Annotated in this window: 26 protein-coding genes; 10 read left to right on the top strand and 16 right to left on the bottom strand. The window is 70.8% G+C overall.

What is annotated here, in order from left to right; translation table 11 throughout:
• Window positions 1-354: 354 nt before the first annotated feature.
• The gene (locus ACIRQH_RS40210; protein ID WP_388934170.1) at window positions 355-996 is read right to left on the bottom strand and encodes a DNA-3-methyladenine glycosylase; all 642 of its coding nucleotides are present in this window, start codon (window positions 994-996) and stop codon (window positions 355-357) included.
• A gap of 212 nt (window positions 997-1,208) precedes the next feature.
• Here ACIRQH_RS40210 and ACIRQH_RS40205 point away from each other — a divergent pair, with 212 nt between their 5' ends.
• The 3 genes from ACIRQH_RS40205 to ACIRQH_RS40195 all read left to right on the top strand — a co-directional run bounded on the left by ACIRQH_RS40205 (window position 1,209) and on the right by ACIRQH_RS40195 (window position 3,306).
• Complete coding sequence (locus ACIRQH_RS40205; RefSeq protein ID WP_358820902.1) at window positions 1,209-1,994, top strand: sporulation protein; 786 nt, start codon at window positions 1,209-1,211, stop codon at window positions 1,992-1,994.
• A 121-nt stretch (window positions 1,995-2,115) separates the two neighbouring features.
• A complete protein-coding gene (locus tag ACIRQH_RS40200) occupies window positions 2,116-2,655 on the top strand; it encodes a YbhB/YbcL family Raf kinase inhibitor-like protein (protein WP_358820903.1) in 540 nt (179 codons plus the stop codon).
• A gap of 144 nt (window positions 2,656-2,799) precedes the next feature.
• A complete protein-coding gene (locus tag ACIRQH_RS40195) occupies window positions 2,800-3,306 on the top strand; it encodes an HNH endonuclease (RefSeq protein ID WP_358820904.1) in 507 nt (168 codons plus the stop codon).
• 60 nt (window positions 3,307-3,366) lie between these two features.
• Here ACIRQH_RS40195 and ACIRQH_RS40190 read toward each other — a convergent pair whose 3' ends face one another.
• The 3 genes from ACIRQH_RS40190 to ACIRQH_RS40180 all read right to left on the bottom strand — a co-directional run bounded on the left by ACIRQH_RS40190 (window position 3,367) and on the right by ACIRQH_RS40180 (window position 5,784).
• The gene (locus ACIRQH_RS40190; protein WP_358820905.1) at window positions 3,367-4,332 is read right to left on the bottom strand and encodes an SPFH domain-containing protein; all 966 of its coding nucleotides are present in this window, start codon (window positions 4,330-4,332) and stop codon (window positions 3,367-3,369) included.
• A 130-nt stretch (window positions 4,333-4,462) separates the two neighbouring features.
• On the bottom strand, window positions 4,463-4,897 hold the full coding sequence (locus tag ACIRQH_RS40185; protein WP_404230454.1) for an NfeD family protein: 435 nt from the start codon (window positions 4,895-4,897) through the stop codon (window positions 4,463-4,465).
• Between the two features lie 95 nt (window positions 4,898-4,992).
• The gene (locus ACIRQH_RS40180) at window positions 4,993-5,784 is read right to left on the bottom strand and encodes an ABC transporter ATP-binding protein (RefSeq protein WP_388877749.1); all 792 of its coding nucleotides are present in this window, start codon (window positions 5,782-5,784) and stop codon (window positions 4,993-4,995) included.
• A 121-nt stretch (window positions 5,785-5,905) separates the two neighbouring features.
• On the opposite strand from ACIRQH_RS40180, the gene ACIRQH_RS40175 reads away from it, so the two are divergent.
• Complete coding sequence (locus ACIRQH_RS40175; protein WP_388877746.1) at window positions 5,906-6,694, top strand: hypothetical protein; 789 nt, start codon at window positions 5,906-5,908, stop codon at window positions 6,692-6,694.
• A gap of 228 nt (window positions 6,695-6,922) precedes the next feature.
• On the opposite strand, the gene ACIRQH_RS40170 is transcribed toward ACIRQH_RS40175, so the two are convergent.
• The 4 genes from ACIRQH_RS40170 to ACIRQH_RS40155 all read right to left on the bottom strand — a co-directional run bounded on the left by ACIRQH_RS40170 (window position 6,923) and on the right by ACIRQH_RS40155 (window position 9,616).
• On the bottom strand, window positions 6,923-7,162 hold the full coding sequence (locus tag ACIRQH_RS40170; protein ID WP_358820908.1) for a chaplin family protein: 240 nt from the start codon (window positions 7,160-7,162) through the stop codon (window positions 6,923-6,925).
• A gap of 198 nt (window positions 7,163-7,360) precedes the next feature.
• Window positions 7,361-7,606, bottom strand: coding sequence for a chaplin (locus ACIRQH_RS40165; protein ID WP_081223645.1), 246 nt, complete (start codon window positions 7,604-7,606; stop codon window positions 7,361-7,363).
• A gap of 212 nt (window positions 7,607-7,818) precedes the next feature.
• Window positions 7,819-8,460 carry a response regulator transcription factor gene (locus ACIRQH_RS40160; protein WP_358820909.1) on the bottom strand — a complete coding sequence of 214 codons (642 nt, stop codon included), beginning with the start codon at window positions 8,458-8,460 and terminating at the stop codon, window positions 7,819-7,821.
• The gene (locus ACIRQH_RS40155) at window positions 8,453-9,616 is read right to left on the bottom strand and encodes a GAF domain-containing sensor histidine kinase (protein WP_388877741.1); all 1,164 of its coding nucleotides are present in this window, start codon (window positions 9,614-9,616) and stop codon (window positions 8,453-8,455) included. The genes ACIRQH_RS40160 and ACIRQH_RS40155 overlap by 8 nt, the downstream gene beginning before the upstream one ends.
• A gap of 219 nt (window positions 9,617-9,835) precedes the next feature.
• Between ACIRQH_RS40155 and ACIRQH_RS40150 the strand changes: the two genes are divergently transcribed.
• The 3 genes from ACIRQH_RS40150 (at window position 9,836) to ACIRQH_RS40140 (ending at window position 12,699) form a co-directional block, all read left to right on the top strand.
• Window positions 9,836-10,531, top strand: a complete 696-nt coding sequence (locus ACIRQH_RS40150; protein ID WP_404230461.1) for an SDR family NAD(P)-dependent oxidoreductase — start codon at window positions 9,836-9,838, stop codon at window positions 10,529-10,531.
• Entirely contained in the window at window positions 10,528-11,652 is a 1,125-nt protein-coding gene (locus tag ACIRQH_RS40145) for an S-adenosylmethionine:tRNA ribosyltransferase-isomerase (RefSeq protein ID WP_404230449.1), read from the top strand. The genes ACIRQH_RS40150 and ACIRQH_RS40145 overlap by 4 nt, the downstream gene beginning before the upstream one ends.
• Before the next feature lie 303 nt (window positions 11,653-11,955).
• Window positions 11,956-12,699 carry a transglycosylase SLT domain-containing protein gene (locus tag ACIRQH_RS40140; RefSeq protein ID WP_358820912.1) on the top strand — a complete coding sequence of 248 codons (744 nt, stop codon included), beginning with the start codon at window positions 11,956-11,958 and terminating at the stop codon, window positions 12,697-12,699.
• Window positions 12,700-12,786: 87 nt separating this feature from the next.
• On the opposite strand, the gene ACIRQH_RS40135 is transcribed toward ACIRQH_RS40140, so the two are convergent.
• Complete coding sequence (locus tag ACIRQH_RS40135; RefSeq protein ID WP_388877734.1) at window positions 12,787-15,291, bottom strand: FHA domain-containing protein; 2,505 nt, start codon at window positions 15,289-15,291, stop codon at window positions 12,787-12,789.
• A gap of 238 nt (window positions 15,292-15,529) precedes the next feature.
• Between ACIRQH_RS40135 and ACIRQH_RS40130 the strand changes: the two genes are divergently transcribed.
• Together ACIRQH_RS40130 and serB are read left to right on the top strand one after the other, a co-directional pair.
• A complete protein-coding gene (locus ACIRQH_RS40130) occupies window positions 15,530-17,326 on the top strand; it encodes a streptophobe family protein (RefSeq protein ID WP_404230444.1) in 1,797 nt (598 codons plus the stop codon).
• 913 nt (window positions 17,327-18,239) lie between these two features.
• Window positions 18,240-19,463, top strand: coding sequence for a phosphoserine phosphatase SerB (gene serB / locus ACIRQH_RS40125; RefSeq protein WP_404230441.1), 1,224 nt, complete (start codon window positions 18,240-18,242; stop codon window positions 19,461-19,463).
• Between the two features lie 68 nt (window positions 19,464-19,531).
• On the opposite strand, the gene ACIRQH_RS40120 is transcribed toward serB, so the two are convergent.
• From ACIRQH_RS40120 to ACIRQH_RS40105, 4 genes are all read right to left on the bottom strand, one after another.
• On the bottom strand, window positions 19,532-20,050 hold the full coding sequence (locus ACIRQH_RS40120) for a SixA phosphatase family protein (RefSeq protein WP_388877725.1): 519 nt from the start codon (window positions 20,048-20,050) through the stop codon (window positions 19,532-19,534).
• Between the two features lie 363 nt (window positions 20,051-20,413).
• Window positions 20,414-20,626 (bottom strand): hypothetical protein, encoded by a 213-nt coding sequence (locus tag ACIRQH_RS40115; protein ID WP_388877722.1) that lies wholly within the window; start codon window positions 20,624-20,626, stop codon window positions 20,414-20,416.
• Between the two features lie 283 nt (window positions 20,627-20,909).
• A complete protein-coding gene (locus ACIRQH_RS40110; RefSeq protein WP_263974370.1) occupies window positions 20,910-21,026 on the bottom strand; it encodes an SGM_5486 family transporter-associated protein in 117 nt (38 codons plus the stop codon).
• 163 nt (window positions 21,027-21,189) lie between these two features.
• Window positions 21,190-22,485 carry a CynX/NimT family MFS transporter gene (locus ACIRQH_RS40105; RefSeq protein ID WP_404230438.1) on the bottom strand — a complete coding sequence of 432 codons (1,296 nt, stop codon included), beginning with the start codon at window positions 22,483-22,485 and terminating at the stop codon, window positions 21,190-21,192.
• 111 nt (window positions 22,486-22,596) lie between these two features.
• Between ACIRQH_RS40105 and ACIRQH_RS40100 the strand changes: the two genes are divergently transcribed.
• The gene (locus ACIRQH_RS40100) at window positions 22,597-23,307 is read left to right on the top strand and encodes a FadR/GntR family transcriptional regulator (RefSeq protein ID WP_388877717.1); all 711 of its coding nucleotides are present in this window, start codon (window positions 22,597-22,599) and stop codon (window positions 23,305-23,307) included.
• Between the two features lie 3 nt (window positions 23,308-23,310).
• Here the strand turns inward: ACIRQH_RS40100 and ACIRQH_RS40095 are convergent, their stop codons facing one another.
• From ACIRQH_RS40095 to fabG, 3 genes are all read right to left on the bottom strand, one after another.
• Entirely contained in the window at window positions 23,311-23,670 is a 360-nt protein-coding gene (locus ACIRQH_RS40095) for a hypothetical protein (RefSeq protein ID WP_404230435.1), read from the bottom strand.
• Between the two features lie 153 nt (window positions 23,671-23,823).
• Window positions 23,824-24,591 (bottom strand): enoyl-ACP reductase FabI, encoded by a 768-nt coding sequence (gene fabI, locus ACIRQH_RS40090; protein ID WP_355876716.1) that lies wholly within the window; start codon window positions 24,589-24,591, stop codon window positions 23,824-23,826.
• Between the two features lie 5 nt (window positions 24,592-24,596).
• Window positions 24,597-25,316, bottom strand: a complete 720-nt coding sequence (fabG, locus tag ACIRQH_RS40085) for a 3-oxoacyl-[acyl-carrier-protein] reductase (protein WP_358820921.1) — start codon at window positions 25,314-25,316, stop codon at window positions 24,597-24,599.
• Between the last annotated feature and the right edge of the window lie 132 nt (window positions 25,317-25,448).

Genomic DNA, 25,448 nt, shown 5'->3' with positions numbered 1-25,448 from the left:
GTTTCCGTATCCGATTTCCTCGGCGCTTTCCAGGTTTTCGCTTTCGCGTTTCCCTTTCCGGCGAGTCCGACTCTATCAGATCCTTTCGGGCCCGATTCCCGGTCGGCCGGGGTTGCCTTTAGGCCTTTGAAAGCTTTCGCGTTTCGTCGGCCTTTCGACATTCACTACGTTAGCCGATTCCCTCGGTGACTCATAATCGAGTTCCGCGAGTTCGAATTCAGGCATGCGGACATGCCGAATATGCCCCCGCGGAGGGGAAGTCGTAGGTAGTGGGTTGGCCACTTCCGGCTGCTGGCTGAACGCCGTACCCGGGTCAAGCGGCTCGGGCTACATTACGGTTCCCGCAGGGGCGAGTCAAGTTGAGCGCCGGCGGGGTACGTGGGCTCGATAGGGGCTCACTGTCGGGTCGTTGGCGATCCAGAACCGCCAGGGATGGACACCCCCGTCGCCCGATACTCCGGTGCGTGGGCCGCTGCTCACCTGGTCGGGACGGGCGGGTGTCCCGGTCAGCATGGTCACGGGTGAGCCCGCGGGGCCGCAGGCGTCCGTGCCGTCGAGTGATCGGTCCACACCCAGTGCGGTGGCGAGGCGGGCCGGCCCTTTGGCCAGTTCCCTGTCGTTTCGGGCCGAGAGTCGACGTTTGCGGGCCAGTTCCGCACCCACCGTGACCTCGCCGGCCCTCAGGAGGACACCGCTGGGCCTGTCCTCGGGGCCGCAGACCAGGTTCATGCAGAACCACATGCCATAGGTGAAGTAGACGTACACGTGACCGGGTGGACCGAACATCACGCCGTTGCGGGCCGTGCGGCCACGGTAGGCGTGTGAGCCGGGGTCGTCCGGTCCGTCGTACGCCTCGACCTCCGTGAGGCGCAGTTCGATGGGACCGTCAGGGGTGGCGCGTACGAGGAGGCGTCCCAGAAGATCGGGGGCCACCTCCAGTACGGGGCGGTCGAAGAAGTCCCGTGTCAGGGGCGTACGGTCAGGGGCCGCGATCATGGCGTCCGAGCGTAGTCCAGCCGTCCGGTCCGCCGGGCGAAGGCCGGAGCGACACCGTGGTTCTGACGGATGACTGCCGGCGGGGTGTTCAGGTGTCCTCTCCCTTGGAAGGGTGAGGACACGGAACCGGTCGGGGCCGGATCGCGTTTGTAGGGATCAAGGGATCCACACGGACACAGGACGGAACAGGCGTTGCCTGGGGAGGAAGTGACATGGGGTTCAAGCGGCTGCTTGCAAGCATGGGGGCCGGTGGGGCTTCGGTCGAGACGGTGCTGACCGAGGCGAACACCGTTCCGGGCGGCGTCGTCCAGGGTGAGGTGCGGATCCAGGGCGGATCGGTCGACCAGGCGATCGAGGGTCTGTCGGTCGGCCTGCAGGCCAGGGTCGAGGTCGAGGGCCACGACGACCAGGAGTACAAGCAGAACATCGACTTCGCGAAGCTTCGGCTCGGCGGGGCCTTCGAGCTGCAGGCGGGTGCCGTGCACGCGGTGCCGTTCGGGCTGGAGATCCCGTGGGAGACGCCGATCACCATGATCGACGGACAGAGCCTGCGGGGCATGAACATCGGGGTGACCACCGAGCTGGAGATCGCCCGCGCGATCGACTCGGGCGACCTCGACCCGATCAACGTGCACCCGATGCCCGCGCAGAAGGCCATCCTCGACGCGTTCATCCAGTTGGGCTTCCGCTTCAAGAACGCGGACATGGAGCGCGGCCACATCCGGAACACGCGCCAGCGGCTGCCGTTCTACCAGGAGATCGAGTTCTACCCGCCGTCGCAGTACCGCGGGCTGAACCAGGTCGAGCTGAGCTTCGTCGCGGACGACCGCGCGATGGACGTCATCCTGGAGATGGACAAGAAGCCGGGCCTCTTCAGCGAGGGCAGTGACTCCTTCCGCTCCTTCCAGGTCGGCCTGCAGGACTTCCACGGCACGGACTGGGCCGGCTATCTGAACCAGTGGCTGTCCGAGGTCGGCAGCAAGCGCAGTTGGTTCTAGGACTGTCGTAGGGCGTGTCCGCACGGTCGCGTCGCCCGCCCGCAGCGCGGGCCTGTCGGCCTGACTCCGCGGACACGCCCTAGGCTCGGACTCACAGATTCCGCCGTTCAGGAGGTATGACGTGACCGAGCTCAACAGGGCGCCGCTCCCGCACGCTTTCCATCCGCCGGTGCCGGCGTTCACGGTCACCAGCGAGGACGTCGAACCGGGTGCCGTGCTGAAGGACGCACAGGTCCAGGCCGCCGGGAACACCTCTCCCCAGCTGAGCTGGGAGGGGTTCCCGGCGGAGACCAAGAGTTTCGCCGTGACCTGCTTCGACCCGGACGCCCCGACGGGCAGTGGGTTCTGGCACTGGGTGGTGTTCGACATCCCGGCCTCCGTGAAGGAGCTGCCGGCGGGTGCGGGCAGCGGCACGTTCGAAGAACTGCCTCAGGGCGCGGTCCAGGCCCGCAACGACTACGGGTCGCGGGACTTCGGCGGCGCCGCGCCGCCCCCCGGGGACCCAGCCCACCGGTACGTGTTCACGGTGTACGCGGTGGATCAGGAGAAGCTCGGTCCCGACGCCGACGCGTCGCCGGCCGTGGTGGGCTTCAACCTCCGGTTCCACACGCTGGCGCGCGCCCAGTTGGTCGGTGAGTACGCGGCTCCCGCTGAAGACTGACGTTCACGGAACGTTTGCCCGCCTCTGGTCTTGGAAGTGATCAGGGGCGGGCATTTTTTATTGCGTTGTCCATCTCGTCGTGCCCGGCCAAAGTTGATCCCAGCCCGCCGCAGGTGGGCCGGTGCGCAAGAGGAGGTGGGCTGAATGCGGGACACGCTGGTACTGAACGCGAGCTTCGAGCCGCTGTCGACGGTGACGTTGAACCGAGCCGTCGTTCTGGTGCTGACGGACAAGGCCGTCGTCGAGCAGGCCCACCCCGAACTGCGCATGCGTGGAGCCGCCCTGGACATCCCCGTGCCCCGGGTGATCAGGCTCTGCCGGTACGTCAGGGTGCCGTTCCGAAGACAAGCGCCGTGGTCGAGGCGGGGTGTGCTGATACGTGACCGGCACCGGTGTGCCTACTGCGGACGCCGTGCCACGACCGTCGACCATGTGGTGCCGCGGGCCCAGGGTGGTCAGGACTCCTGGTTGAACACGGTGGCTTCGTGCGCCGAGGACAACCACCGCAAGGCGGCCCGTACGCCGGAGCAGGCCGAGATGCCCTTGCTGCGGCAGCCGTTCGAGCCGACACCGGCGGACGCCATGCTGCTGGCGCTCGGCCAGGACGACTTCAAGGCGCTTCCGGAGTGGCTGGTCCAGCCTGCCGCGTAGGTTCGTGAACGACCGGGGCCCGCCTCCTTGCAAGGAGGCGGGCCCCGACGTCGTACGGCGTCAGTCCGTGATGGACGGCTTCTCGCGGCGTTCGCGACGTTCGTTGTCACCGGAGTTCCCGGAGGATCCGCTGTTGCCCGAACCGCCGCCCAGGTTGCCGAAGTTGCCCATGGCGCCGCTCAGGCCCTTGAGGGCGTCGCCGATCTCGCTGGGCACGATCCACAGCTTGTTGGCGTCGCCCTCGGCGATCTTCGGGAGCATCTGGAGGTACTGGTAGGAGAGGAGCTTCTGGTCCGGGTCCCCGGCGTGGATGGCCTCGAAGACCGTACGGACGGCCTGGGCCTCGCCTTCGGCGCGCAGGGCCGCGGCCTTGGCGTCACCCTCGGCGCGGAGGATCGAGGACTGCTTCTCACCTTCGGCGGTGAGGATCTGCGACTGCCGGATGCCTTCCGCGGTGAGGATCGCGGCGCGCTTGTCGCGGTCGGCGCGCATCTGCTTCTCCATCGAGTCCTGGATGGAGGTGGGCGGCTCGATCGCCTTGAGTTCGACGCGGTTGACGCGGATGCCCCACTTGCCGGTGGCCTCGTCGAGGACTCCGCGCAGAGCCGCGTTGATCTCCTCGCGGGAGGTCAGGGTCCGCTCCAGGTCCATGCCGCCGATGATGTTGCGCAGGGTGGTGACCGTGAGCTGCTCGATCGCCTGGATGTAGCTGGCGACCTCGTAGGTCGCGGCGCGGGCGTCGGTGACCTGGTAGTAGATGACCGTGTCGATGTTGACGACCAGGTTGTCCTGGGTGATCACCGGCTGGGGCGGGAAGGGGACGACCTGTTCACGCAGGTCGATGCGGTTGCGGATCGAGTCTATGAACGGGACGACGATGTTGAGGCCGGCGTTCAGTGTCCGCGTGTAGCGGCCGAAGCGTTCGACGATGGCGGCGCTGGCCTGTGGGATGACCTGGATGGTCTTGATCAGGGCGATGAAGACCAACACCACCAGAATGATCAGGACGATGATGATCGGTTCCATCGATGCTCCCCGTACCCTTCTCCACTCGGTAATTCCGAAAGATCTTATGGCTGTTGAAGATCTTGCTGGACGAGTCTGACAGAACGTCGTCCGGCGCGTGGGGCGTTCGGTTCACTTGCGTTGTCCGAGGTCACATGACGATCGCCGTGGCTCCGTCGATGTCCACCACATCGACTTCCTGGCCGACCTCGTAGGCCTGTCCGGCGTCGAGGGCGCGTGCCGACCAGATCTCTCCGGCGAGCTTGATCCTGCCGTCGCCCGAACCGTCCACGCGCTCGAGGACGACGGCTTGCATGCCCTTCAACGCGTCGATTCCGGTGGCGAGTTGGGGGCGCTGTGCGCTGTGCCGGGCCGCGATGGGGCGTACGACGGCGATGAGGGCGACCGACACGGCCACGAAGACGAGGACCTGGGCGACGATTCCGGCGCCGAGGCCGGCGGTGACCGCCGCGGCCACTGCTCCCACGGCGAACATGCCGAACTCCGGCATCGCCGTCACCACGAGCGGGATGCCCAGTCCTGCGGCGCCGATCAGCCACCACACCCATGCGTCGATGTCGTCCACGTGGTCATGGTAGGACCGCACTCCTCCCGCGGACAGGGCGCGCGATCAACTCGCCTGCTCCTGACGGGATGTGCGCGTCCGTGCGCCCGAGGGCGTCAGGCCATCGGGAGGCCCTGCGCGGTCCAGCGCTCGCCGATCTGCTCGACGACGAGCGGGAGGCCGAAGCAGAGCGAGAGGTTGCGCGAGGTGAGTTCGAGCTCCAGGGGTCCGGCCGCGAGGACCTTGCCCTGACGGATCATCAGGACGTGGGTGAAGCCGGGGGCGATCTCCTCGACGTGGTGCGTGACCATGATCATGGAGGGGGCGATCGGGTCGCGGGCGAGGCGGCCGAGGCGGCGTACGAGGTCCTCGCGGCCGCCGAGGTCGAGGCCGGCGGCGGGCTCGTCGAGGAGGAGCAGCTCGGGGTCGGTCATCAGGGCCCGGGCGATCAGGGTGCGCTTGCGCTCGCCCTCGGAGAGGGTGCCGAACTTGCGGTCCAGGTACTCGCTCATGCCGAGGCGGTCGAGGAAGGCGCGGGCGCGCCGCTCGTCGATGTCCTCGTAGTCCTCGTTCCAGCCGGCGGTCATTCCGTACGCGGCGGTGAGGACGGTCTGCAGGACGGTCTGGCGCTTGGGGAGCTTCTCGGCGAGTGCGATGCCGGCGATACCGATGCGCGGGCGGAGCTCGAAGACGTCGACCTTGCCCAGGGTCTCGCCGAGGATGGTGGCCGTACCCTCACTGGGGAAGAGGTAGCTGGAGGCGACGTTCAGCAGGGTCGTCTTCCCGGCGCCGTTGGGACCGAGGATGACCCAGCGCTCCCCCTCCTTGACCGACCAGGAGACCTGGTCCACCAGAGCCCGGCCCTCGCGGACCACGGATACGTCCTCCAGCTCCAGTACATCGCTCATGAGCGCGTTGTCTCCCATTGCAGTCTCGGCCGTCGCTTACGTCTGTGGACGCAGCCCCCAGGGAAAACCTACGCCACCGGTCGGGCACACCGATCCATCGGCCGGTCCTTAGGGTGGAGGCATGCTCTCGGAACCACGCTCAGGACAACTGGCCGCATGGGGAAATGCCCTATTGGCCGGACTTGTTTCTCCGGACGACGCCGTGCTCGCCATCGTCGGTGACGACGCCGTGCACCGGGTCGAGGGGCTGCCGGGCGAGTCGGGGCCCGTCGGGCTCACGCTCGCCCTCGGCCGGCTGCGCGCGCTCGGGGTGACCGGGCTGCGGGTGGCGCTGCCCGCGCCGGGCCATCCCCTCGGACTCAGCGGCCCGCCCGCGTTCAACGCACGCGCCCTGGAGGCAGAGGAGGCCGTCGTGTGCCACGGCTCGGCACTGGGGCTCGTCCCGGAGGTGCACGAGGCCGGGCCCGACGGCGATGTGCACGTCGAGGTCGTCTGGCGCTGTCTCGCCGTACGCGAGGCGCCGCCCGCCGACGTGCCCTCGCTCGGGGAGGCCGAGCGGGAGCTGGCGGAGGCGCTGCGCGACGCGACGGAGGTGTTGTCGCGGCTGGACGTGGCGGGGTCGGGGCCGGTCGCCGAGGCGGCGGTGGACGCCTACCGGGCACGGGCCGAGCGCGGGCGGGAGGTACTGGCTCCCGGGTACCCGCCGCGTGCTGTGCGCGTGCTGGAGCTGGCCCAGCGGGTGGGGCTGCTGATTTCGGTCGCGTACGAGAACGGGCACGGCGGGGCGGTGAGCGCCTCGGAGATGGCCGCTCGGGCCGAGGCGTTGCGGCCGGTGGAGCGGACGGCGCGGCGGGCGCAGGTGGCGGCGTACAACGCGTTCGTGGAGGAGCGGGAGCGCGGCGTCCGCTGAGCGGGTCCGCTGCGTGAGTCCAGCACCCGTCCGCGCGTCAGTGGCCTTCACGGGGATGCGGGTGACGTCCACGGGACTGTGCCGGCCCGCCCTCGTTGCCGGACGGGGGCGGGCGGTCCGTGGTGGTCCGCCCGGGGTTCTCCACCCGGCTGGGCCGCGCGTGTCGGACCGGGACGCGGAAGAGCCCCGCGAATCGTTTCCGTTCGCGGGGCTCTTCCAGGTGGTACGTCAGCCGTTGACGCCGGCGTTGCCGAAGGCCGGGTTGAGCAGGCCGATGACGTTGACGGAGTTGCCCACGACATTCACCGGCACGTGGACCGGGACCTGAACGGCGTTGCCCGAGGCGACGCCCGGCGAGTTCACGGCCGCGCCCTCGGCACCCGAGTCGGCGACAGCGGCACCGGCGGAAGCGCCGGCGGCGATGCCGGCGACGGTGATGGCCAGGGCGGCCTTCTTGGCGATGTTCATGAGAAGCGTTCCTCCTGCGTATGCGGATCCGACCCGGCCCGCGGGTCGTACGCTGAGCAACGCCGGGGAGGCCGGGACGGCACGGGAGGCCGTCGTGATTGCCCCGTTCGATGCATTCCGCCGATGAGTTGACAAGCAGACCGGCCCCCGAGGGGAATCCCCCGGGGGCCGGTGGTCACGATCGTCGGGTGACGGACCTCAGCGGTTGAGGCCGAGGTTGCCGAACGCCGGGTTCAGAACGCCGATGACGTTCACGCTGTTGCCGACCGCGTTCACCGGGACGTGGACCGGGGCCTGGATGGTGTTGCCGGAGATGACGCCCGGGGAACCCTCGGCTTTGCCGACCGCCAGCGATCCGTCGGAGGCCGAGGCCATACCGGCACCGGCGGCGACCAGGCCACCGGCGACCATCGCGACAGCGGTGACCTTCTTCAGGTTCTTCACTTCTGAAACCCCTCCTTGCGAACACTGCGGCAGGATCGCCGCAGCACGCACTGGAGAACGGCGGCACCGCACGGAGGTTGCGCCGTTCGGGGGACATACACCCGACGGTATGAATCTCATTCCGGACCGGAACCCTCCCGTCGGCCGACGGCCCCGGCCGCGCGCGCGAGGTGTGCCGGAGCACGGATCCGCTGGTGACCGGCCCGCGGCGATCAGCCCGCGATGCCGTTCCGGACGGCCCAGAGCGCGGCCTGGGTGCGGTCGGCGAGGTCGAGCTTCATCAGGATGTTCGAGACGTGGGTCTTCACCGTCTTCTCGGAGAGGACGAGAGCGCGGGCGATCTCGCGGTTGGAACGGCCGTCCGCGATCAGCACGAGCACCTCGCGCTCCCTCTCGGTGAGCGAACCACTCCTCCCCTGACCCGAGTTCGCCTCCTCCTGGGACAACAGGGCCCCCGCGACCTCGGGTTGCAGGAGGATGTGCCCCGCGTGGACGGAGCGGATGGCGCCGGCCAGCGCGTCGGGATCCACGTCCTTGTACACGTACCCGGCGGCGCCCGCGCGCAGGGCGGGCACGACGGTGCGCTGCTCGGTGAAGCTGGTGACGATCAACACGCGGGCGGGGTTGGCGAGTTCGCGGAGCTTGCGCAGCGCGTCGATGCCGTCCATGCCCGGCATCTTCACGTCCATCAGGACGACGTCGGGCTTCAGCTCCTCGGCGCGGGCGACGCCTTCGGCGCCGTCGGACGCCTCTCCGACGACCTCGATGTCGTCCTGCACCTCCAGGAAGGTGCGCAGGCCCCGGCGGACGACCTGGTGGTCGTCGACGAGCAGCACCTTGATTGCGTCAGCCACCAGGGACCTCCATCTCGATCGTGGTGCCCTTTCCGGGCGCCGATTCCACGGTGAGTGTGCCGCCGACGCCGCTCGCCCGGTCCCGCATCGACACCAGGCCGAGGTGGCGGCCGGCGTTGCGTGTCGCGGTGGGGTCGAAGCCGCTGCCGTCGTCGACGACGCACAGGACGGCTCCGGGGCCGCGCTTCTCCACCGTGACGTCGACCCGGGCGGCCCCGGAATGGCGCAGCGCGTTGTGCAGGGCTTCCTGGGCGACGCGCAGCATCGCCTCCTCCTGGGAGGCGGGCAGCGCCCGGACGCCGCGGCCGACGAAGGTGACGCGCGCGGAGTGGGCGCGGTCGAGGACCTGTATGTGGGTGCGCAGGGTGGCGACGAGGCCGTCCTCGTCGAGTGCGGCGGGGCGCAATTCGACGACGGCGGCGCGCAGTTCGTCCGCGGCTTCGGCGGCGAGGGCCGCCACGTGCTGGAGTTCGCCCTTGGCGCGGGAGGGGTCCCGGTCGACGAGGGTGGCGGCGGCCTGGGCGGTGAGGCGCAGGGAGAACAGCTTCTGGCTGACGGCGTCGTGCAGTTCGTGCGCGAGGCGGGAGCGCTCCTCGGCGATGGTCAGCTCGCGGCTGCGTTCGTAGAGGCGGGCGTTGGTGAGGGCGATCGCGGCGTGCTGGGCGAGGATGGTGAGGAGTTCCTCGTCGTCCTCGGTGAAGCCGCAGGTGTCCGCGCCGGAACGCGTGGAGTCGTCTCCCGTGGGCCGCTTGTTCGCGAGGAAGAGCGCGCCGATCGTCTCGTCGCCGTCGCGGATGGGCAGGCCGAGGAAGTCGGACATGTCGGGGTGGGCGGAGGGCCAGCCCTCGAAGCGGGGGTCCTTGCGCACGTCGGCGAGGCGCTCGGGGCGGGCCTCGCTCAGCATCGCGGCGAGGATGCCGTGCTGGCGCGGGAGCGGGCCGATGGCCTTCCACTGGGCGTCGCTGACGCCGTCGACGACGAACTGGGCGAAGCCCCCGTGGTCGTCGGGCACGCCGAGGGCCGCGTACTGCGCGTCGAGCAGCTCGCGGGCCGAGGCGACGATCGTCTTGAGGACGTCGCGCACTTCGAGGTGCCGGCTCATGGCCAGCAGCGCGGTGCTCACCGCGTACAGGCCCGACCGGGGTCCTTGGCTCATGACCCCAACGTACCGGCGGGCGGTGACACCGCGTATCGGGCCGGTGTCGGCGCCGACCTGGGTCGTTGGGCCTAGGACCGGTCCGGTCCCGCGGCCGCGCGGACCTAGGACGAAGGGACCCGGATCATTGCGGCCCGCGTACGAGGCGGCCGGGCGGGTCCCGTTCCTAGCGTGAGGGCATCCGCCGGAGGGCGGGTCATGGACGAGGGGACGGACGTCATGCCGGTAGCGATCATCACGGGGGCCTCGAAGGGACTGGGGCGGGCGCTGGGGGCGGCCCTGGCGGAGCGCGGCTGGGATCTGGTGCTGGACGCCAGAACGGCCGAGGTGCTGGAGGAGACCGCGGTGGCCCTGTCCGCGCACGGGACGCGGGTGGAGGCGCTGCCCGGGGACGTGACGGACGCCGGTCACCGTGCCGCTCTCGTCGCGGCGGCGGGGAAGCTGGGCGGGGTCGACCTGCTGGTGAACAACGCGAGCGCACTGGGTGCCGAGCCGCTGGTGCGTCTGGAGGAGCTGGGTCTGGACGGGCTGCGGCGGGCGCTGGAGGTCAACGTGGTCGCCGCGCTGGGCCTGGTCCAGGAGGCGCTGCCCCTGCTGCGGGCGGCGGAGGCGGGTGCGGTCGTCGCGGTCAGTTCGGACGCCGCGGCGGAGGCGTACGAGACCTGGGGCGGCTACGGCGCCTCGAAGGCGGCTCTCGACCAGCTGTCGGCGGTGCTCGGTGAGGAGGAGCCCGGGCTGCGGGTCTGGGCCGTGGACCCCGGGGACATGGGAACGGACCTCTACCGGGCGGCCGTGCCCGGGGACGAGGGTCCCCGGCCGGCGCCGGACCGGGTGGTCCCGGCGTTCCTGCGGCTGCTCGACGAACGGCCGGCCAGTGGGCGCTACGCCGCTCCGGCCCTGCTGGAGGAGCGATGACGACGGCGATGGGGGTGCCTCCGGTCGGGCGCGGCCGGTCGTGGGGGAAGGTTCCGCAGGAGCTGTCGGCGCGGGTGCCGGCCGAGCAGCGGGGCGCGGGGAGCGACCGGGATTCCGTACGGCTGCTGGTGTCGCGTGGCTGTGAGGTGTCGCATCACGCGTTCGTGGAGCTGCCGCGGCAGCTCGTGGCCGGGGACCTGCTGATCGTCAACACGTCGGCCACCCTGGCGGCGGCCGTGGACGGGCGGGCCGGGCACGCGCGCGTGGTGGTGCACTTCTCGACGCGCGGCGACGACGGGCGGTGGGCCGTCGAGCTGCGGGATCCCGACGGGGCGGGCACCACGCGTACGCGTGCGGGCGGGCCCGCGGGGACAGTGGTGCGGCTGCCCGGGGACGTACGCCTTGTCCTGGAGGAGCCGCTGAGCGCGCGCGGGCCGCGGCTGTGGTGGGCGCGGGTGCCGGGTGGCGTGGACGTCCTGTGGCTGCTGCGGCGGCACGGGCGGCCCATCCGCTACTCCTATACGGATCGGGACCAGCCGCTGTCCGCGTACCAGACGGTGTTCGCGCTGCCGTCGGACGACGGGGCGGGCAGCGCGGAGATGCCGAGCGCCGCGCGTCCCTTCACCGCGCGGATGGTGGCGGAGCTGGTGAGCCGGGGTGTGCAGTTCGCTCCGGTCACGCTGCACACGGGGGTGGCGTCGGCGGAGGCGCACGAGCCGCCGTATCCGGAGCCGTACGCCGTGCCGGAGGCGTCGGCGCGGCTGATCAACGCGGCACGGGCCGGTGGGGGCCGGATCGTGGCGGTCGGTACGACGGCCGTGCGGGCCGTCGAGTCCGCGACCGGGCCGGACGGGCTGGTGCGGGCGGCGCGGGGCTGGACGGACCTGGTGGTGACCCCGGAGCGGGGGGTACGGGTCGTCGACGGGCTGCTGACCGGGCTGCACGAGCCGGAGGCCTCGCATCTCCTGATGCTGGAGGCGGTCGCCGGGAGGGCTGCCGTGGACCGCAGCTACGAGGCCGCGCTGGCCGGGCTCTACCTCTGGCACGAGTTCGGCGACGTGCACCTCATCCTCCCGGAGGAGGCCCCTCACGGAGAGCGTTGCGCACGCAACTCTTGGTGAGATCGCAACGCCCCCGATGTGAGCCCGCACATAGGGTGCACATCACGTACGAACGGACATAGGAGACAAGCGGACCCTAGATGAGCGGGGCAGACGTGCCAGTCTGCCCCGTTTTGCCCTTTCCGTGTCCACTACCTGGCTTCGTACGTCACACCTTTGCCACAGCATTTTGCGACCGCTAAGAATTGCCCTCGTCGCTCAGCGCCTCGGGTTCTGCCCCAGGGCGTTCGTCCGGAAACGCAATGAAGCAATGTCCCCTCGGACCGCGAGCGACCTCCGCGCTATTCGAAGAGGTCATCAGTCATGCCCAAGAACATCACCACTCCTGGACATAGTCCGAAGCTGACCAAGCTCCACAAGCTTTCGATCGCCGGCGTGGCCACCCTCGGTGCCGCCACCCTCGCGTTCTCCCTGGTGCCGGACAACTCCCACACCACCACGAACGACGCCGCCGTCTCCACCGCGAAGGTCGCCTACAGCGACAAGCAGATCAAGGACGTCAAGGCCAGCGTCACCGACCAGCTGGCCGGCGCGGACCTGAAGGCTCAGGCCGTCGCCGCGAAGAAGAAGGCGGCCGACGCCGCCGCGGCGAAGAAGAAGGCCGCCGAGGCAGCCGCCGCGAAGAAGAAGGCAGCCGCGAAGAAGGCCGCCCAGGCGCGCTCCAAGGCCGCCGCGAGCCGCTCCTCCGAGCGGATCAAGGTCCAGCCCGTCGCCGCCAAGACGTACGCGAACAACCTCGACGGCTGGATCCGCGAGTCCCTGGACATCATGAAGTCGAAGGGCATCCCGGGCTCCTACAACGGGCTGCACCGCAACATCCTGCGTGAGTCCTCGGGCAACCCGAAGGCCATCAACGACTGGGACATCAACGCGATCAACGGCATCCCGTCGAAGGGCCTGCTGCAGGTCATCCCGCCGACCTTCACCGCGTACCACGTGGCCGGCACGTCGTGGAACATCTACGACCCGGTCGCCAACATCACCGCCGCCGCCAACTACGCGGCCGACAAGTACGGCTCGATGGACAACGTCAACAGCGCGTACTGAGGGCCGAGCGCGGAGCTCCCGTCACAGACGCCGAAGGGCGGCACCCCGAACGGGGTGCCGCCCTCGCGCTGTCCTCGGACGCGGAACCTACTTGCGCATGACCTCGGGCTCGTGGCGGCGCAGGAAGCGGGCCACGAGGAACCCACAGGCGATGCCGAGCGCGATCAGCGCGACCATGTCCAAGGCCCAGGCGCCCGCCGTGTGGTTCCACAGCGGGTCCGTGTTCGACGGATCGTCCTGGTTCGGGAAGATGTTGTTGAAGTCCAGCGTCGTGCCGGACGCGGCGACCGCCCAGCGGGCCGGCATCAGGTACGAGAACTGGTTGACACCCGGAGTGCCGTTCAGGATGAACAGGCAGCCGGTGAAGACGACCTGGACGATCGCGAACATGACCAGCAGCGGCATCGTCTTCTCGGCGGTCTTCACCAGCGAGGAGATGACCAGGCCGAACATCATCGACGCGAAGCCCAGCGCCATGATCGGGATGGTGAGTTCGACCTTGGGCAGGCTCTTGAGGATCAGGCCCTCGTCCGGGACCGTACGGCTGCCGAAGCCGATCGCGCCGACCAGGGCACCCTGCAGCAGCGTGACCACGCCGAGGACGATCACCTTCGACATCAGGTACGCGGACCGTGACAGACCGGTCGCCCGTTCCCGCTCGTAGATCACCCGTTCCTTGATCAGCTCGCGGACGGAGTTGGCCGCACCCGCGAAGCACGCGCCGACCGCGAGGATCAGCAGCACCGTCGTCGCCGTGCCGTTCGCGACATGGGCGCCCGAGGGCAGCACCTTGTCGTTGACCAGCAGGGTCTTGCCGCTGTCGATGAGCAGGCTCACCGAGCCCAGCACCGCCGGCAGGATCACCGTCAGCGCCAGGAAGCCCTTGTCGGACGCGATCACCGAGGCGTAGCGCCGGATCAGCGTCGTCAGCTGGGAGCCCCAGCTCTGCGGCTTCGGCGGCTTCATCGCCTGCGCCGACGGCATCTGCGTCGACTGCGGGGCGACGGCGTCGATGTCCGCGGCGTACATCTGGTAGTGCTGCGAGCCCTTCCAGCGGCCCGCCCAGTCGTAGTCGCGGTAGCTCTCGAACGCCGAGAAGACGTCGGCCCAGGTCTCGTAGCCGAAGAAGTTCAGCGCCTCCTCCGGCGGGCCGAAGTAGGCCACGGAGCCGCCCGGCGCCATCACGAGGAGTTTGTCGCAGATCGCCAGCTCGGCCACCGAGTGCGTGACGACCAGGACCGTACGGCCGTCGTCGGCGAGACCGCGCAGCAGCTGCATGACGTCGCGGTCCATGCCCGGGTCGAGACCGGAGGTCGGCTCGTCCAGGAAGATCAGCGACGGCTTGGTCAGCAGCTCCAGCGCCACCGACACACGCTTGCGCTGACCGCCGGAGAGGGAGGTGACCTTCTTCTCCTTGTGGACGTCCAGCTTCAGCTCGCGCAGCACCTCGTCTATCCGGGCCTCGCGCTCCTGACCCGTGGTGTCCGCGGGGAAGCGCAGCTTGGCCGCGTACTTGAGGGCCTTCTTGACGGTCAGTTCCTTGTGCAGGATGTCGTCCTGCGGAACCAGACCGATGCGCTGCCGCAGCTCGGCGAACTGCTTGTACAGGTTGCGGTTGTCGTAGAGGACGTCGCCCTGGTTGGCGGGGCGGTAGCCCGTGAGCGCCTTCAGGAGCGTCGACTTGCCGGAGCCCGACGGGCCGATCACCGCGACGAGCGACTTCTCGGGAACGCCGAAGGAGACGTCCTTGAGGATCTGCTTGCCGCCGTCGACGGTGACCGTCAGATGGCGGGCCGAGAAGGACACCTCACCGGTGTCGACGAACTCCTCGAGACGGTCCCCCACCAGTCGGAAGGTGGAGTGGCCGACGCCGACGATGTCGTTCGGGCCGAGCAGCGTCGAGCCGCCCTTGGCGATCGGCATGCCGTTGACGTAGGTGCCGTTGTGCGAACCGAGGTCGCGGATCTCGAAGCGGCCGTCCGGCGTCGCGTGGAACTCGGCGTGGTGCCGGGAGACCTGGAGGTCCGAGACCACCAGCTCGTTCTCCAGCGCACGGCCGATGCGCATCACGCGTCCCAGCGAGAACTGGTGGAACGTCGTCGGGCTGCGGTCCCCGTAGACCGGCGGCGCCCCCGCGCCCCCGCCGGGTCCCTGCTGCTGCGGGATGCCCGCCGCCTGCCGCGGCGGCTGCTGCCCGCCCTGGCCCGGAGCCTGCTGCGGCGTCGGCGGCTGGGCCCAGCCGGGGCCCGCGCCCTGCGCCGCGTACGGCTGCTGCTGCTGCGACTGCGCGACGGAGGCCGCCGTGCCGGACGCGCTCAGCCGCGGACCGTCGGTCGCGTTGCCGAGATGCACGGCCGAACCCGGGCCGATCTCCGTCTGGTGGACGCGCTGCCCCTGTACGAACGTGCCGTTGGTGCTCCCGTGGTCGTCGATGACCCAACTGCGGCCGTTCCAGCTGATCGTGGCGTGACGCCAGGACACCCTGGCGTCGTCGAGCACGATGTCCCCCTGCGGATCGCGTCCGAGGGCGTAGGACCTGGACGCATCGAGCGTCCAGGTCCGTCCATTCAATTCCAGTACGAGTTCCGGCACTCCAGCCCCACTGTGTTGTCCCCCGAGTTACCCCCAACACAGGGAGTCTAGGGATGTCGAACATCGTGGGGAACTATTTCAGTAGGAGCCCCCTGACCGAAAGTCGGGCCATGTGAACGATGGGTACGGGCGGGTTGCCCGTTTCCGTTGACGGGGTTGAAACCGGACCGGAGAGTGGTAATCCCCCGCGAGGGGGACATTCGCGGGATCACCGCGGCGCGGATCGGGGGGTCTGGCGATGAGCAACGGGACCGAGTGGCACGGCGGAGACACCGGGGGTGTGCCGTGGGGGGATGTGCTGCTGTCGGCGATCGCCTCCGTGAGCTGGGCGCTGATCGGCATGGCGGGCACCGCGGCGCTCGGTCTGCATCTGCTCGGAGCGGACACCGCGGGGTCGCTCGGCCCGATGACGGCTGCCGTCGTGGCTCTCGGGGCGAACGGTTCGGTGACCCCGTCCGGTGACGTGTCCGCCTTCGGCCTCCAGGGCGCGCAGGCCCACACCGCCATCCAGATCACACCGCTCGGCGTCGGACTCGTCGGCGCCCTCCTCATGGCGTGGTTCTTCCTACGGTCCCTGCGCGCGGCCGGAGTTGTGATCGCGCCCTCCGAACTCCTCGCCCGGGCGGGCTCGGTGATCGTCCTCTTCGTCGCCACCCTGGGCGGGCTCGCCTGGGCCGGCCACGACGTCATCACCATCGACGGCGGCAAGCTCGGGCTCGACAAGGTCACCGGCGGAGACGGCGGGCTCGGTGACATCACCGACAAACTGCCGGGCGGGCTGGGGGATCTCGGGGGGCTGCTGCCCGACAAGGTCGGCGACCTCGTGAAGGCCAAGGCGGCCGTCGGATTCTCCGTCGACACCGCGCCGACCCTCCTCGGCGGAGCCGCGTGGGCCGCCGGCGTCCTGCTGGTCGCCCTGCTCGCCTCCCGGCGTACGCCCCTGCCGCCCGGCTGGGACGCCGTGCACCGCGTCGTACGGCCGGCCGTCGCCTCCCTCGTCGCCGTCCTGCTCGTCGCGGTCCTCGCCGGGCTCGCGGCGGCGGCGTACGCGGCGGTCGGCGACGACCATCCGAAGCGGATCGCGGGGGCCGCGCTGCTCGGCGCGCCCAACGGGGTGTGGCTCGCCGTCCCGCTCGGGCTCTTCGTCCCCTGGGACGGCCGGGCCACCGGCGAACTCGCCAAGCTCCTGCCGGACCCGCTCGACCGGCTGCTCAGCACCGGCACCGACCGGCCCGTCACCCTGAGCCGTCTCGCCGAACTCGACGGCCGCGTCTGGCTGTTGGCCGTAGCGACCGCGCTCATGATGCTGTACGCGGGCGTTCTGACGGCCGTACGTACGCCATTCGTACGGGCCGGGGGTGCAGCCGTTGCGGGGGCACCGGGTGACACCTCTGCACGAGGCGGGGGTGCGCTGCGGTTCGCCGGTCTCTGCGCACTTCGGCTCGGCGTCGTGACCGCGTTGGCACTGCCGCTGCTCGCGTGGCTGACGGACGTGTCGGTGGACGCGTCACTGTCGGTCCTCGGGTTCGACGCGTTCGGAGCGGGGATCCGGCTGCACGGGCAACTGGGGATGGCGTTGGTCCTCGGTGCGCTGTGGGGGGCGGGGGCCGGGGGCGTGGGGGCGTTGCTGGCCTGTGCGAGTGGGGTGGCGGGGCGGAGGGTTGCTGCGTTGGGCGTGCTGGGGGGCGCGGGGGTCCCGGGGGGTGCGGGGGTCCCGGCGGGGGCCGGCCGGGGTGCCGGTGTGGGTGAAAGTGCTGGGCCGTATCGGCCTCGGGGGTCGTATCGGGCGCCCAATCCGGACACGAATCCGTATCTGAGGGTGCCGGAGGAGTTGCTGGGGCCGGAGCCGGAGGATCGGCGGCCGGGGCCCGGGGCGGGGCCTGGGGCGGGGCCCGGGGATGTGTATGGGGCGCCGACGGTGATGCGGCCGATGGGGCCGCTGCCGAAGCGGCGGCCGGACGGGCCCGACGGGGGGCCTCCCCCGCCCCCACCGCCACCGCCGCCCGCACCTCCGTCGGGAAGGCCCCGGCGCTGAGGCAGGCGGGCACTGATGCCGGTGCGTGGGGCGGGGCGGCGCCGGCACATCCGCCCGTCGCCGCTGAACCGGCATCGATGCACGCCCGGCGCTGATACCGGTGGGTGAGTCGGGGCCGCGCCGGCACATCCGCCCGTCGCCGCTGAACCGGCATCGATGCACGCCCGGCGCCGATGCCGGTGGGCGAGTCGGGGCCGCGCCGGCACATCCGCCCGTCGCCGCTGAACCGGCATCGATGCACGCCCCGCGCCGATGCCGGTGGGTGAGTCGGGGCCGCGCCGGTACATCCGCCCGTCGCCGCTGAATCAGACGTGGGTGAAGAACCGGGAGCTGCTCGATCCGGACGTGAGCGACGGGCATCTGATGTACCGGCACGGCCCCTCCCGGCGGACGGCGGCTGCGGGCGGACGGGGGCCGAGCGTCCAGCCCTTCGGGCGCGAGGGTGCCGGCTTCCTTTCGGCGGGGAGAATTTCAGCCCCTCCGGCGTTTGAGGAGCGGGGGCCGGGGCGGAGCCCCAGGGGTGGGAAGGGCAGGGGCGGAGGGGGCGAGAGACGGTGGTTGCCGGCGGAGGCCGCTGGAAGGGGGTGGCGGCTGTGGGCAGGGCGTCGGTCCGTGGTTCGGGTGCGGGCCCGGCAGGGTGGTGGAGACGCGGGGCGAGGTGCGGGCCCGACAGGGGAGCGGTGAAGGCGGGGTGCCGCCCCGGCAGGGGTGGTGTAGGCGGGGTATGGGCCCGGCAGGGCGGTGGAGACGCGGGGCGGGGTGCGGGCCCGGCAGGGGTGGTGGAGGCGGGGTGTGGGCGTGACCGGGGGCAGGGGGTCATCCGGGGGATGCCCAGGTGTTGCCCAGTGTTCTGTGTCCGTCAGGCGGACCAGGCGGGCGGACGGCACGCAGTGCCGGATACGGTGGGATCACCATGAGCGCTTCGCAGACCTCTGATGTGCCCACTCTCCTCGTCAAGATCTTCGGCAAGGACCGCCCGGGCATAACCGCCGGACTCTTCGACACCCTTGCCGCCTACTCCGTCGACGTGGTCGACATCGAGCAGGTCGTCACCCGGGGCCGCATGGTGCTGTGCGCGCTCGTGACCGAGCCGACCCCCGGTATCGAAGGTGATCTGAGGGCCACCGTCCACAGCTGGGCGGAGTCGATGAAGATGCAGGCGGAGATCATCTCCGGCCTCGGTGACAACCGGCCGCGCGGCTCGGGGCGTTCGCTGGTGACGGTGCTCGGGCACCCCCTCACTGCGGAGTCGACCGCCGCCATCGCCGCCCGGATCACCAAGACCGGCGGCAACATCGACCGGATCTTCCGCCTCGCCAAGTACCCGGTGACAGCAGTCGAGTTCGCGGTGTCCGGCGCCGAGACCGAGAGGCTGCGGACCGCGCTGGTGACCGAGGCCGCCGCGCTCGGCGTCGACATCGCCGTCGTGGCCGCGGGCCTGCACCGACGCGCTCAGCGTCTCGTCGTGATGGACGTGGACTCGACACTCATCCAGGACGAGGTGATCGAGCTCTTCGCCGCGCACGCCGGATGCGAGGACGAGGTCGCCAAGGTCACCGAGGCCGCCATGCGCGGTGAACTGGACTTCGAGCAGTCGCTGCACGCACGCGTGGCGCTTCTCGCCGGGCTCGACGAGTCGGTCGTGCAGAAGGTGCGCGAGCAGGTACGGCTGACCCCCGGCGCGCGCACCCTGATCCGTACGCTGAAGCGGCTCGGCTACCAAGTCGGCGTCGTCTCAGGCGGGTTCACCCAGGTGACCGACGATCTGAAGGAGCGGCTCGGGCTCGACTTCGCCCACGCCAACACCCTGGAGATCGTCGACGGCAAGCTGACCGGCCGGGTGACCGGGGAGATCGTGGACAGGGCCGGCAAGGCCCGTCTGCTGCGCCGGTTCGCCGCCGAGGCCGGGGTGCCGCTGGCTCAGACCGTGGCGGTCGGCGACGGTGCGAACGACCTCGACATGCTGAACGCCGCCGGCCTCGGGGTCGCCTTCAACGCCAAGCCGGTGGTGCGCCAGGCCGCGCACACCGCGGTGAACTTCCCGTTCCTCGACACGGTGCTGTACCTGCTGGGCGTCACGCGTGAAGAGGTCGAGGCCGCCGACATGCACGAGGACGAGGACGCCACCGCGCACTGAGGCGGCGCGCGCACGGCGGACGGGGCCGGCACCTGGTGGTGCCGGCCCCGTCGGTGTCAGGGGTCGGTCTACTCCGTGGGCGCCCAGTACTCGGTCAGCGAGGCCGATCCGGGTTCCAGGGATTTCCAGGGGCCGTCGAAGGCGAGCACCGCGAAGGCGGCCGTGTGGAAGCCCTGGGCCTTCATCCGTTCACGGGTGTCGTCCTCGGCCTGACCCGCCAGGACGTCGGCGAGGCCGTGGACGCCCGGGTTGTGACCGATCAGGATCACACTCTGCGTGTCGTCCGGGGTCTCGTTGAGTACCGCGATCAGCTCGCCGGGCGAGGCTTCGTAGATCCGCTCCTCGTAGACCGTTTTCGGCCGGTGCGGGAGCTCCTGGACGGCGTGCTTCCACGTCTCACGGGTCCGGATCGCCGTGGAACAGATGGCCAGATCGAAGGGGATGCCGGTCTCGCCGAGCCTGCGCCCGGCGACGGCGGCGTCCATACGGCCCCGGTCGGCGAGCGGCCGCTCGTGGTCGGACATCTGCGGCCAGTCGGCTTTCGCATGCCGGAAGAGGACGATCCTGCGGGGTTCTGCGACGCTCATGCGTCCCAGCTTCGCACGAAACATGCCACGAGGCGCAGGGAGTTGACGTGCTCCCCCGGCACGGGTGACGCCCTCCCCCGTCAGGGGTGATGCCGTACCCGAGAGGGGCGAACCGGTCGCTCTGGGTGGCGTGCGGGTGTCGAGTGCGGGAGATCGCGCGGGATCGGCGCCGTCCTGCGTGCACGGGTGGCGTGAGGCGTCCCGGTGGCATGCGGTGTCGTGGTGGCGCGGAGTGTCAGCGTGGCTGGTCGTGGTGGGTGGGTGCCGGTGCCCGAGGGGGCGGATGAGGTGCCTGCGGCCGAGTCGGCTGCGGACGGCGGACGGCGGGGGCTGCGGGTCCCCCAGGTTCCGCGTGCCGCGCGGTCACGGTGCCGTGTGCAGCGCCGTCTGGATGCGCTCGAACACGTGCGTGAGGGCCGGGTCCCCGCCCGCGGCGTGCGCGTCCGACGGGTTCAGGATCATGAGCAGCAGCGTGATGAAGGCGAGCGTGGGGAGGGCGAGGGCCCACCAGGGAAGGCGGATGTCCACGCGGCCGGGCGTCGCCGGGTGGATCCGGGTGTGCGTACGGGCCGACATGCCGCCTCCGTGGGTCTTCGAGTGGTCGCGGGCCACTTCTCGCGGCCACGATTCGAAGGTACGGACTGCGCGGGCCCCGACCCATCCGGTGATCCACCCACTTGACCCTGACACTCGCCCCCTAGGGGACGGGGGGTTAGCCCTACCCCCGGGCGCGGAGCCGTCCCGGCGCGGAAGCGGCGGGGCATGGAGGGCGCTGGAGGGGGCCCTGGGGCTCAGTGCACGGCGTTCCGGCCGTGGAACCGGGCGCGGGTTCAGATCACCGGTCGAGGGGCTGAGTCGTTCACGGTGAGGCGATGGACGCGATGATGCCGATGATCACCGTGATGGCCAGCATCGCGCCGAGCACGAGCAGCAGCTTCTTCTGGCCGTTCTGGGGGTTCGGGTCGAGCACAGGCATGGCGTCAGTCTCGCACCCCGGGCTGCCCCGGCCGCCGCCGGGTCCCGGTTCACGGGGCGCCGGGTCCCGGTTCGCGCGGCGCCGGGTCCCGGTTCGCGCGGCGCCGGGTCCCGGTTCGCGGGGGCGCCGGGTCCCGGTTCGCGGGGGCGCCGACCGGCCGGGGTCAGCCGGCCAGCTCGTCCTCGACCGTCCGGTTGCGGCCCGCCCGGATGCCGACCGTGATCTGCGGGACCATCAGGCCGGCCATGAGCGCGAGCGGCAGGCCCCAGCCGCCGCTGTGCTGGTAGAGGACGCCGACGAGGAGCGGTCCGGGGATCGACAGCAGGTAGCCGGTGCTCTGGGCGAACGCCGACAGCTGGACGACACCGGCGCCGGTCCTGGCCCGCATGCCGACCATGGTGAGGGCCAGCGGGAAGGCGCAGTTGGAGATGCCGAGGAGCACGGCCCAGGCCCAGGCGCCGCCCGCCGGGGCCAGGTAGAGGCCCGCGTATCCGGCGAGTCCGCAGACGCCGAGGGCGACCACGATGGGGCCCTGGTGGGGCAGCCGGGTGGCGAGGCGCGGGATGACGAAGGCCAGCGGCACGCCCATCACCATGGTGACCGCGAGGAGCAGTCCCGCGGTGCCCGCGGCGACGCCCGCGTCGCGGAAGATCTGTGCCATCCAGCCCATCGTGATGTAGGCGGCGGTGGCCTGGAGGCCGAAGAAGACGGCGAGGGCCCAGGCCGTACGGCTACGGGTGATGCGCAGTCCGGCGGCCTCCTGGCGGGCGTCCCCGGGGGCCGGCGCCGGTTCGTCGGAGCCGGGAGCCGCGCCCCGCGCGCGGACGAGCGCGATCCACGGAAGGACGGCCGCCGCCGCGAGGCCCGCCCAGACCACGAGCCCGGACCTCCAGGAGCCGCCCAGCGCGTCGGTCATGGGCACGGTGACCGCGGCGGCGAGCGAGGTGCCGAGCGCGAGGGCCATCGAGTAGAGGCCCGTCATGGAGCCGACCCGGTCCGGGAACCAGCGCTTGACGATCACGGGCATCAGGACGTTGCTGACGGCGATGCCCATGAGCGCGAGCGCGCTGGCGGCCAGGAACCCGGCCGTCCCCCCGATGAAGGGGCGCAGCGCGAGGCCGGCCGTGATGGCGGCCATGCCCGCGCAGACGACCGCTGCGGGCCCGAAGCGGCGGGCGAGCCGCGGAGCCATCACACCGAAGACGGCGAAGCAGAGCGGCGGCACGGAGGTGAGCAGTCCGGCGACGCTGCCGCTCATGCCGAGCCCGTCGCGCACCTCTTCGAGGAGGGCGCCGAGGCTGGTGATGGCCGGACGCAGGTTCAGGGCGGTGAGGACGATGCCGACGACCACCAGTCGCGTCGTCCACGCGCGCGGGGCGGGCGGCCGGGGTGCCGTGCTCTCGGTGGGGCGGTGTGTCGGTGGGGACGTCATCGTCGTCCGGGTCTCCTCGCTTGCCATGCCGCCCATCATAGAATCATGGGATGATTGGCTGTCCAATCCCGCTGCGTTAATCTCCACAATCTCCGGCCCGCGCGACCGACCGCACCCGGGCCCGTACGAAGGACCGTCATGCCGTTGAGCCACCCCCGCCGTTCGGCACTGTCCGAGCAGGTCATCGCCGAGCTGCGGAACCAGATCACCTCGGGCGAGTGGCCGGTGGGCTCCCGCATCCCCACCGAGCCCGAGCTCGTCGACCAGCTCGGGGTCGCCCGCAACACGGTGCGCGAGGCCGTCCGGGCGCTCGCCCACAACGGTCTGTTGGACATCCGGCAGGGCTCGGGCACCTATGTCGTGGCGACCAGTGAGCTGGCGGGTGTGATGCAGCGCAGGTTCGCGGACGCCGATCCGCGGCACATCGCCGAGCTGCGGTCCACGCTGGAGTCGAGCGCCGCCGCGCTGGCCTCCGAGCGGCGCACCGAGCGCGATCTCAAGCAGCTGGACGCCCTCCTCGTACGCCGGGAGGAGGCCTGGGAGTCGGGTGACACGGAGGCCTTCGTGACCGCCGACGCGACCTTCCACCTGGCCGTGGTCGCCGCGTCCCACAACGACGTCATGACGGCGATGTACGCCGACCTGGGCGAGGTGCTGCGCGACTGGCTGCGCGAGGACGTGGGCGCGGAGCTGACGCCGGAGAGTCACATGGACCACGCCCGGCTCGTCGACGCGATCCGTTCGGGCGCCTCGGAGGCGGCCGCCGAGGAGGCGGGGAGCTACGCGTTCATGTGCCGTCCGGGGCGGCTGGACGCCCGGGGGCGGGCGCTGGGTGCCGGCCGCGGCTGACCGTCAGGTGCCGTGCGTGATCCAGACGGCGCGGATCTCCTTCCAGCACCGCCCGGTCAGCCGGACCGTCGTCGCGGGTCCGACGTCGACGGAGGCGCTGTCGGTGTCGATGTCCCACCAGCGGGCGCACTCGACGTGCAGCCGGACGCTGTCGGTGTCCACATAGGGGTTGTGGCAGTACGCCACCACGTGCGAGCCGGTGACGGTCGTCCGGCACTCTGCGCCGAAGGGCTGGGATCCGGAGGGGGGTGAGGGCCCCGCGCCGTCGTGGTCTGCCAGCGTCCGGGGTATCGCGTCGTACGGAACGGCCATCACCAGGGCGACAGCGGCGAACGCCGGGGCAATGCGGCGGGACAGGCGCACAAGGGGACCTCCTCGGCCGTACGGCTGCGGGGCGGTGCGTACTCCCAGAGTGCGTGGTGCGGTGCCCCCGGCGCCCGGCCGACTGGGCCGAACGGGGGACGCCCCGTCCCCCGCGAGCTGCGGGAAACGGGGCGTCCGGACCGGGCGTGGGTGTCACGCGCCGATGGCGTGCAGGCCACCGTCCACGTGGATGATCTCGCCGGTGGTCTTCGGGAACCAGTCGCTCAGCAGGGCGACGACGCCCTTGCCCGCGGGCTCGGGGTCCTTGATGTCCCACTCCAGGGGAGCGCGGGAGTCCCACACGGAGGCCAGCTCGCTGAATCCCGGGATGGACTTGGCGGCCATCGAGCCGATCGGGCCGGCCGAGATGAGGTTGGAGCGCACGTTCTGCTTGCCCAGGTCGCGGGCGAGGTAACGGTTGGTGGCCTCCAGGGCGGCCTTGGCCGGACCCATCCAGTCGTACTGCGGCCACGCGTACTGCGCGTCGAAGGTGAGGCCGACGACCGAGCCGCCGTTCTGCATCAGCGGCAGGCAGGCCATGGTCAGCGACTTCAGGGAGAACGCCGAGACGTGCATGGCCGTGGCGACCGACTCGAACGGCGTGTTGAGGAAGTTGCCGCCGAGGGCGTCCTGCGGCGCGAAGCCGATGGAGTGCACGACACCGTCGAGGCCGCCCAGCTCCTCGCTGACGAGCTCGGCGAGCCGCGCGAGGTGCTCGTCGTTGGTGACGTCGAGCTCGATGACCTTGGTGGGCTTCGGGAGCTTCCTGGCGATGCGCTCGGTCAGCGTGGGCCGCGGGAACGCGGTCAGGATGATCTCGGCGCCCTGCTCCTGGGCCAGCTTGGCGGTGTGGAAGGCGATGGAGGACTCCATCAGCACACCGGTGATCAGGACGCGCTTGCCCTCGAGAATTCCGCTCATGGTGATCAGTGACCCATTCCCAGTCCGCCGTCAACCGGGATGACGGCTCCAGTGATGTACGAGGCGTCGTCCGAGGCGAGGAACCGCACCGTCGCGGCGATCTCCTCGGGCTTCGCGTAACGGCCCAGCGGCACCTGCGACACGATGTTCGCGCGCTGCTCGTCGGTGAGCGCCTGCGTCATGTCGGTGTCGACGAAGCCGGGCGCGACGACGTTGAAGGTGAGGTTGCGGGAGCCGAGTTCCCGGGCGAGCGAGCGCGCGAAGCCGACCAGGGCGGCCTTGGAGGCGGCGTAGTTCGCCTGGCCCGCGGAGCCGAGCAGTCCGACCACCGACGAGATGAGGACGACGCGGCCCTTCTTGGCCCGCAGCATGCCGCGGTTGGCGCGCTTCACGACCCGGAAGGCGCCGGTCAGGTTGGTGTCGATGACCGAGGTGAAGTCCTCCTCGGACATGCGCATCAGGAGCTGGTCCTTGGTGATGCCGGCGTTGGCGACGAGGATCTCGACCGGGCCGTGCTGGGCCTCGATCTCCTTGTATGCCTGCTCCACCTGCTCGGTGTCGGTGATGTCGCACTTGACGGCGAGACACCCCAATTCCGTCAGGGCGGCCGGCGGCTCACCGGACCGGTATGTGATCGCGACCTTGTCGCCTGCGTCGGCGAACGCGCGGGCGATGGCGAGGCCGATGCCTCGGTTGCCTCCGGTGACGAGAACCGAGCGGCTCAACGGATCACCCTTTCGATAGCGGACTGAACCCCTGCGTGACAGGCGCCTACCTCGAAAACCTATCGGTCCGTCCGGCCTGTCAGAGAATCGGGCACCGACAGTGGGTTCGGGTGCCCTCTGTCGGGTCCCTAC

It is taken from the genome of Streptomyces sp. NPDC102279 (assembly GCF_044766365.1).
Taxonomy (GTDB): Bacteria; Actinomycetota; Actinomycetes; order Streptomycetales; family Streptomycetaceae; genus Streptomyces.
Note: the sequence above shows the minus strand (reverse complement) of the source record. Positions and strands in the feature narration are given on the sequence as shown.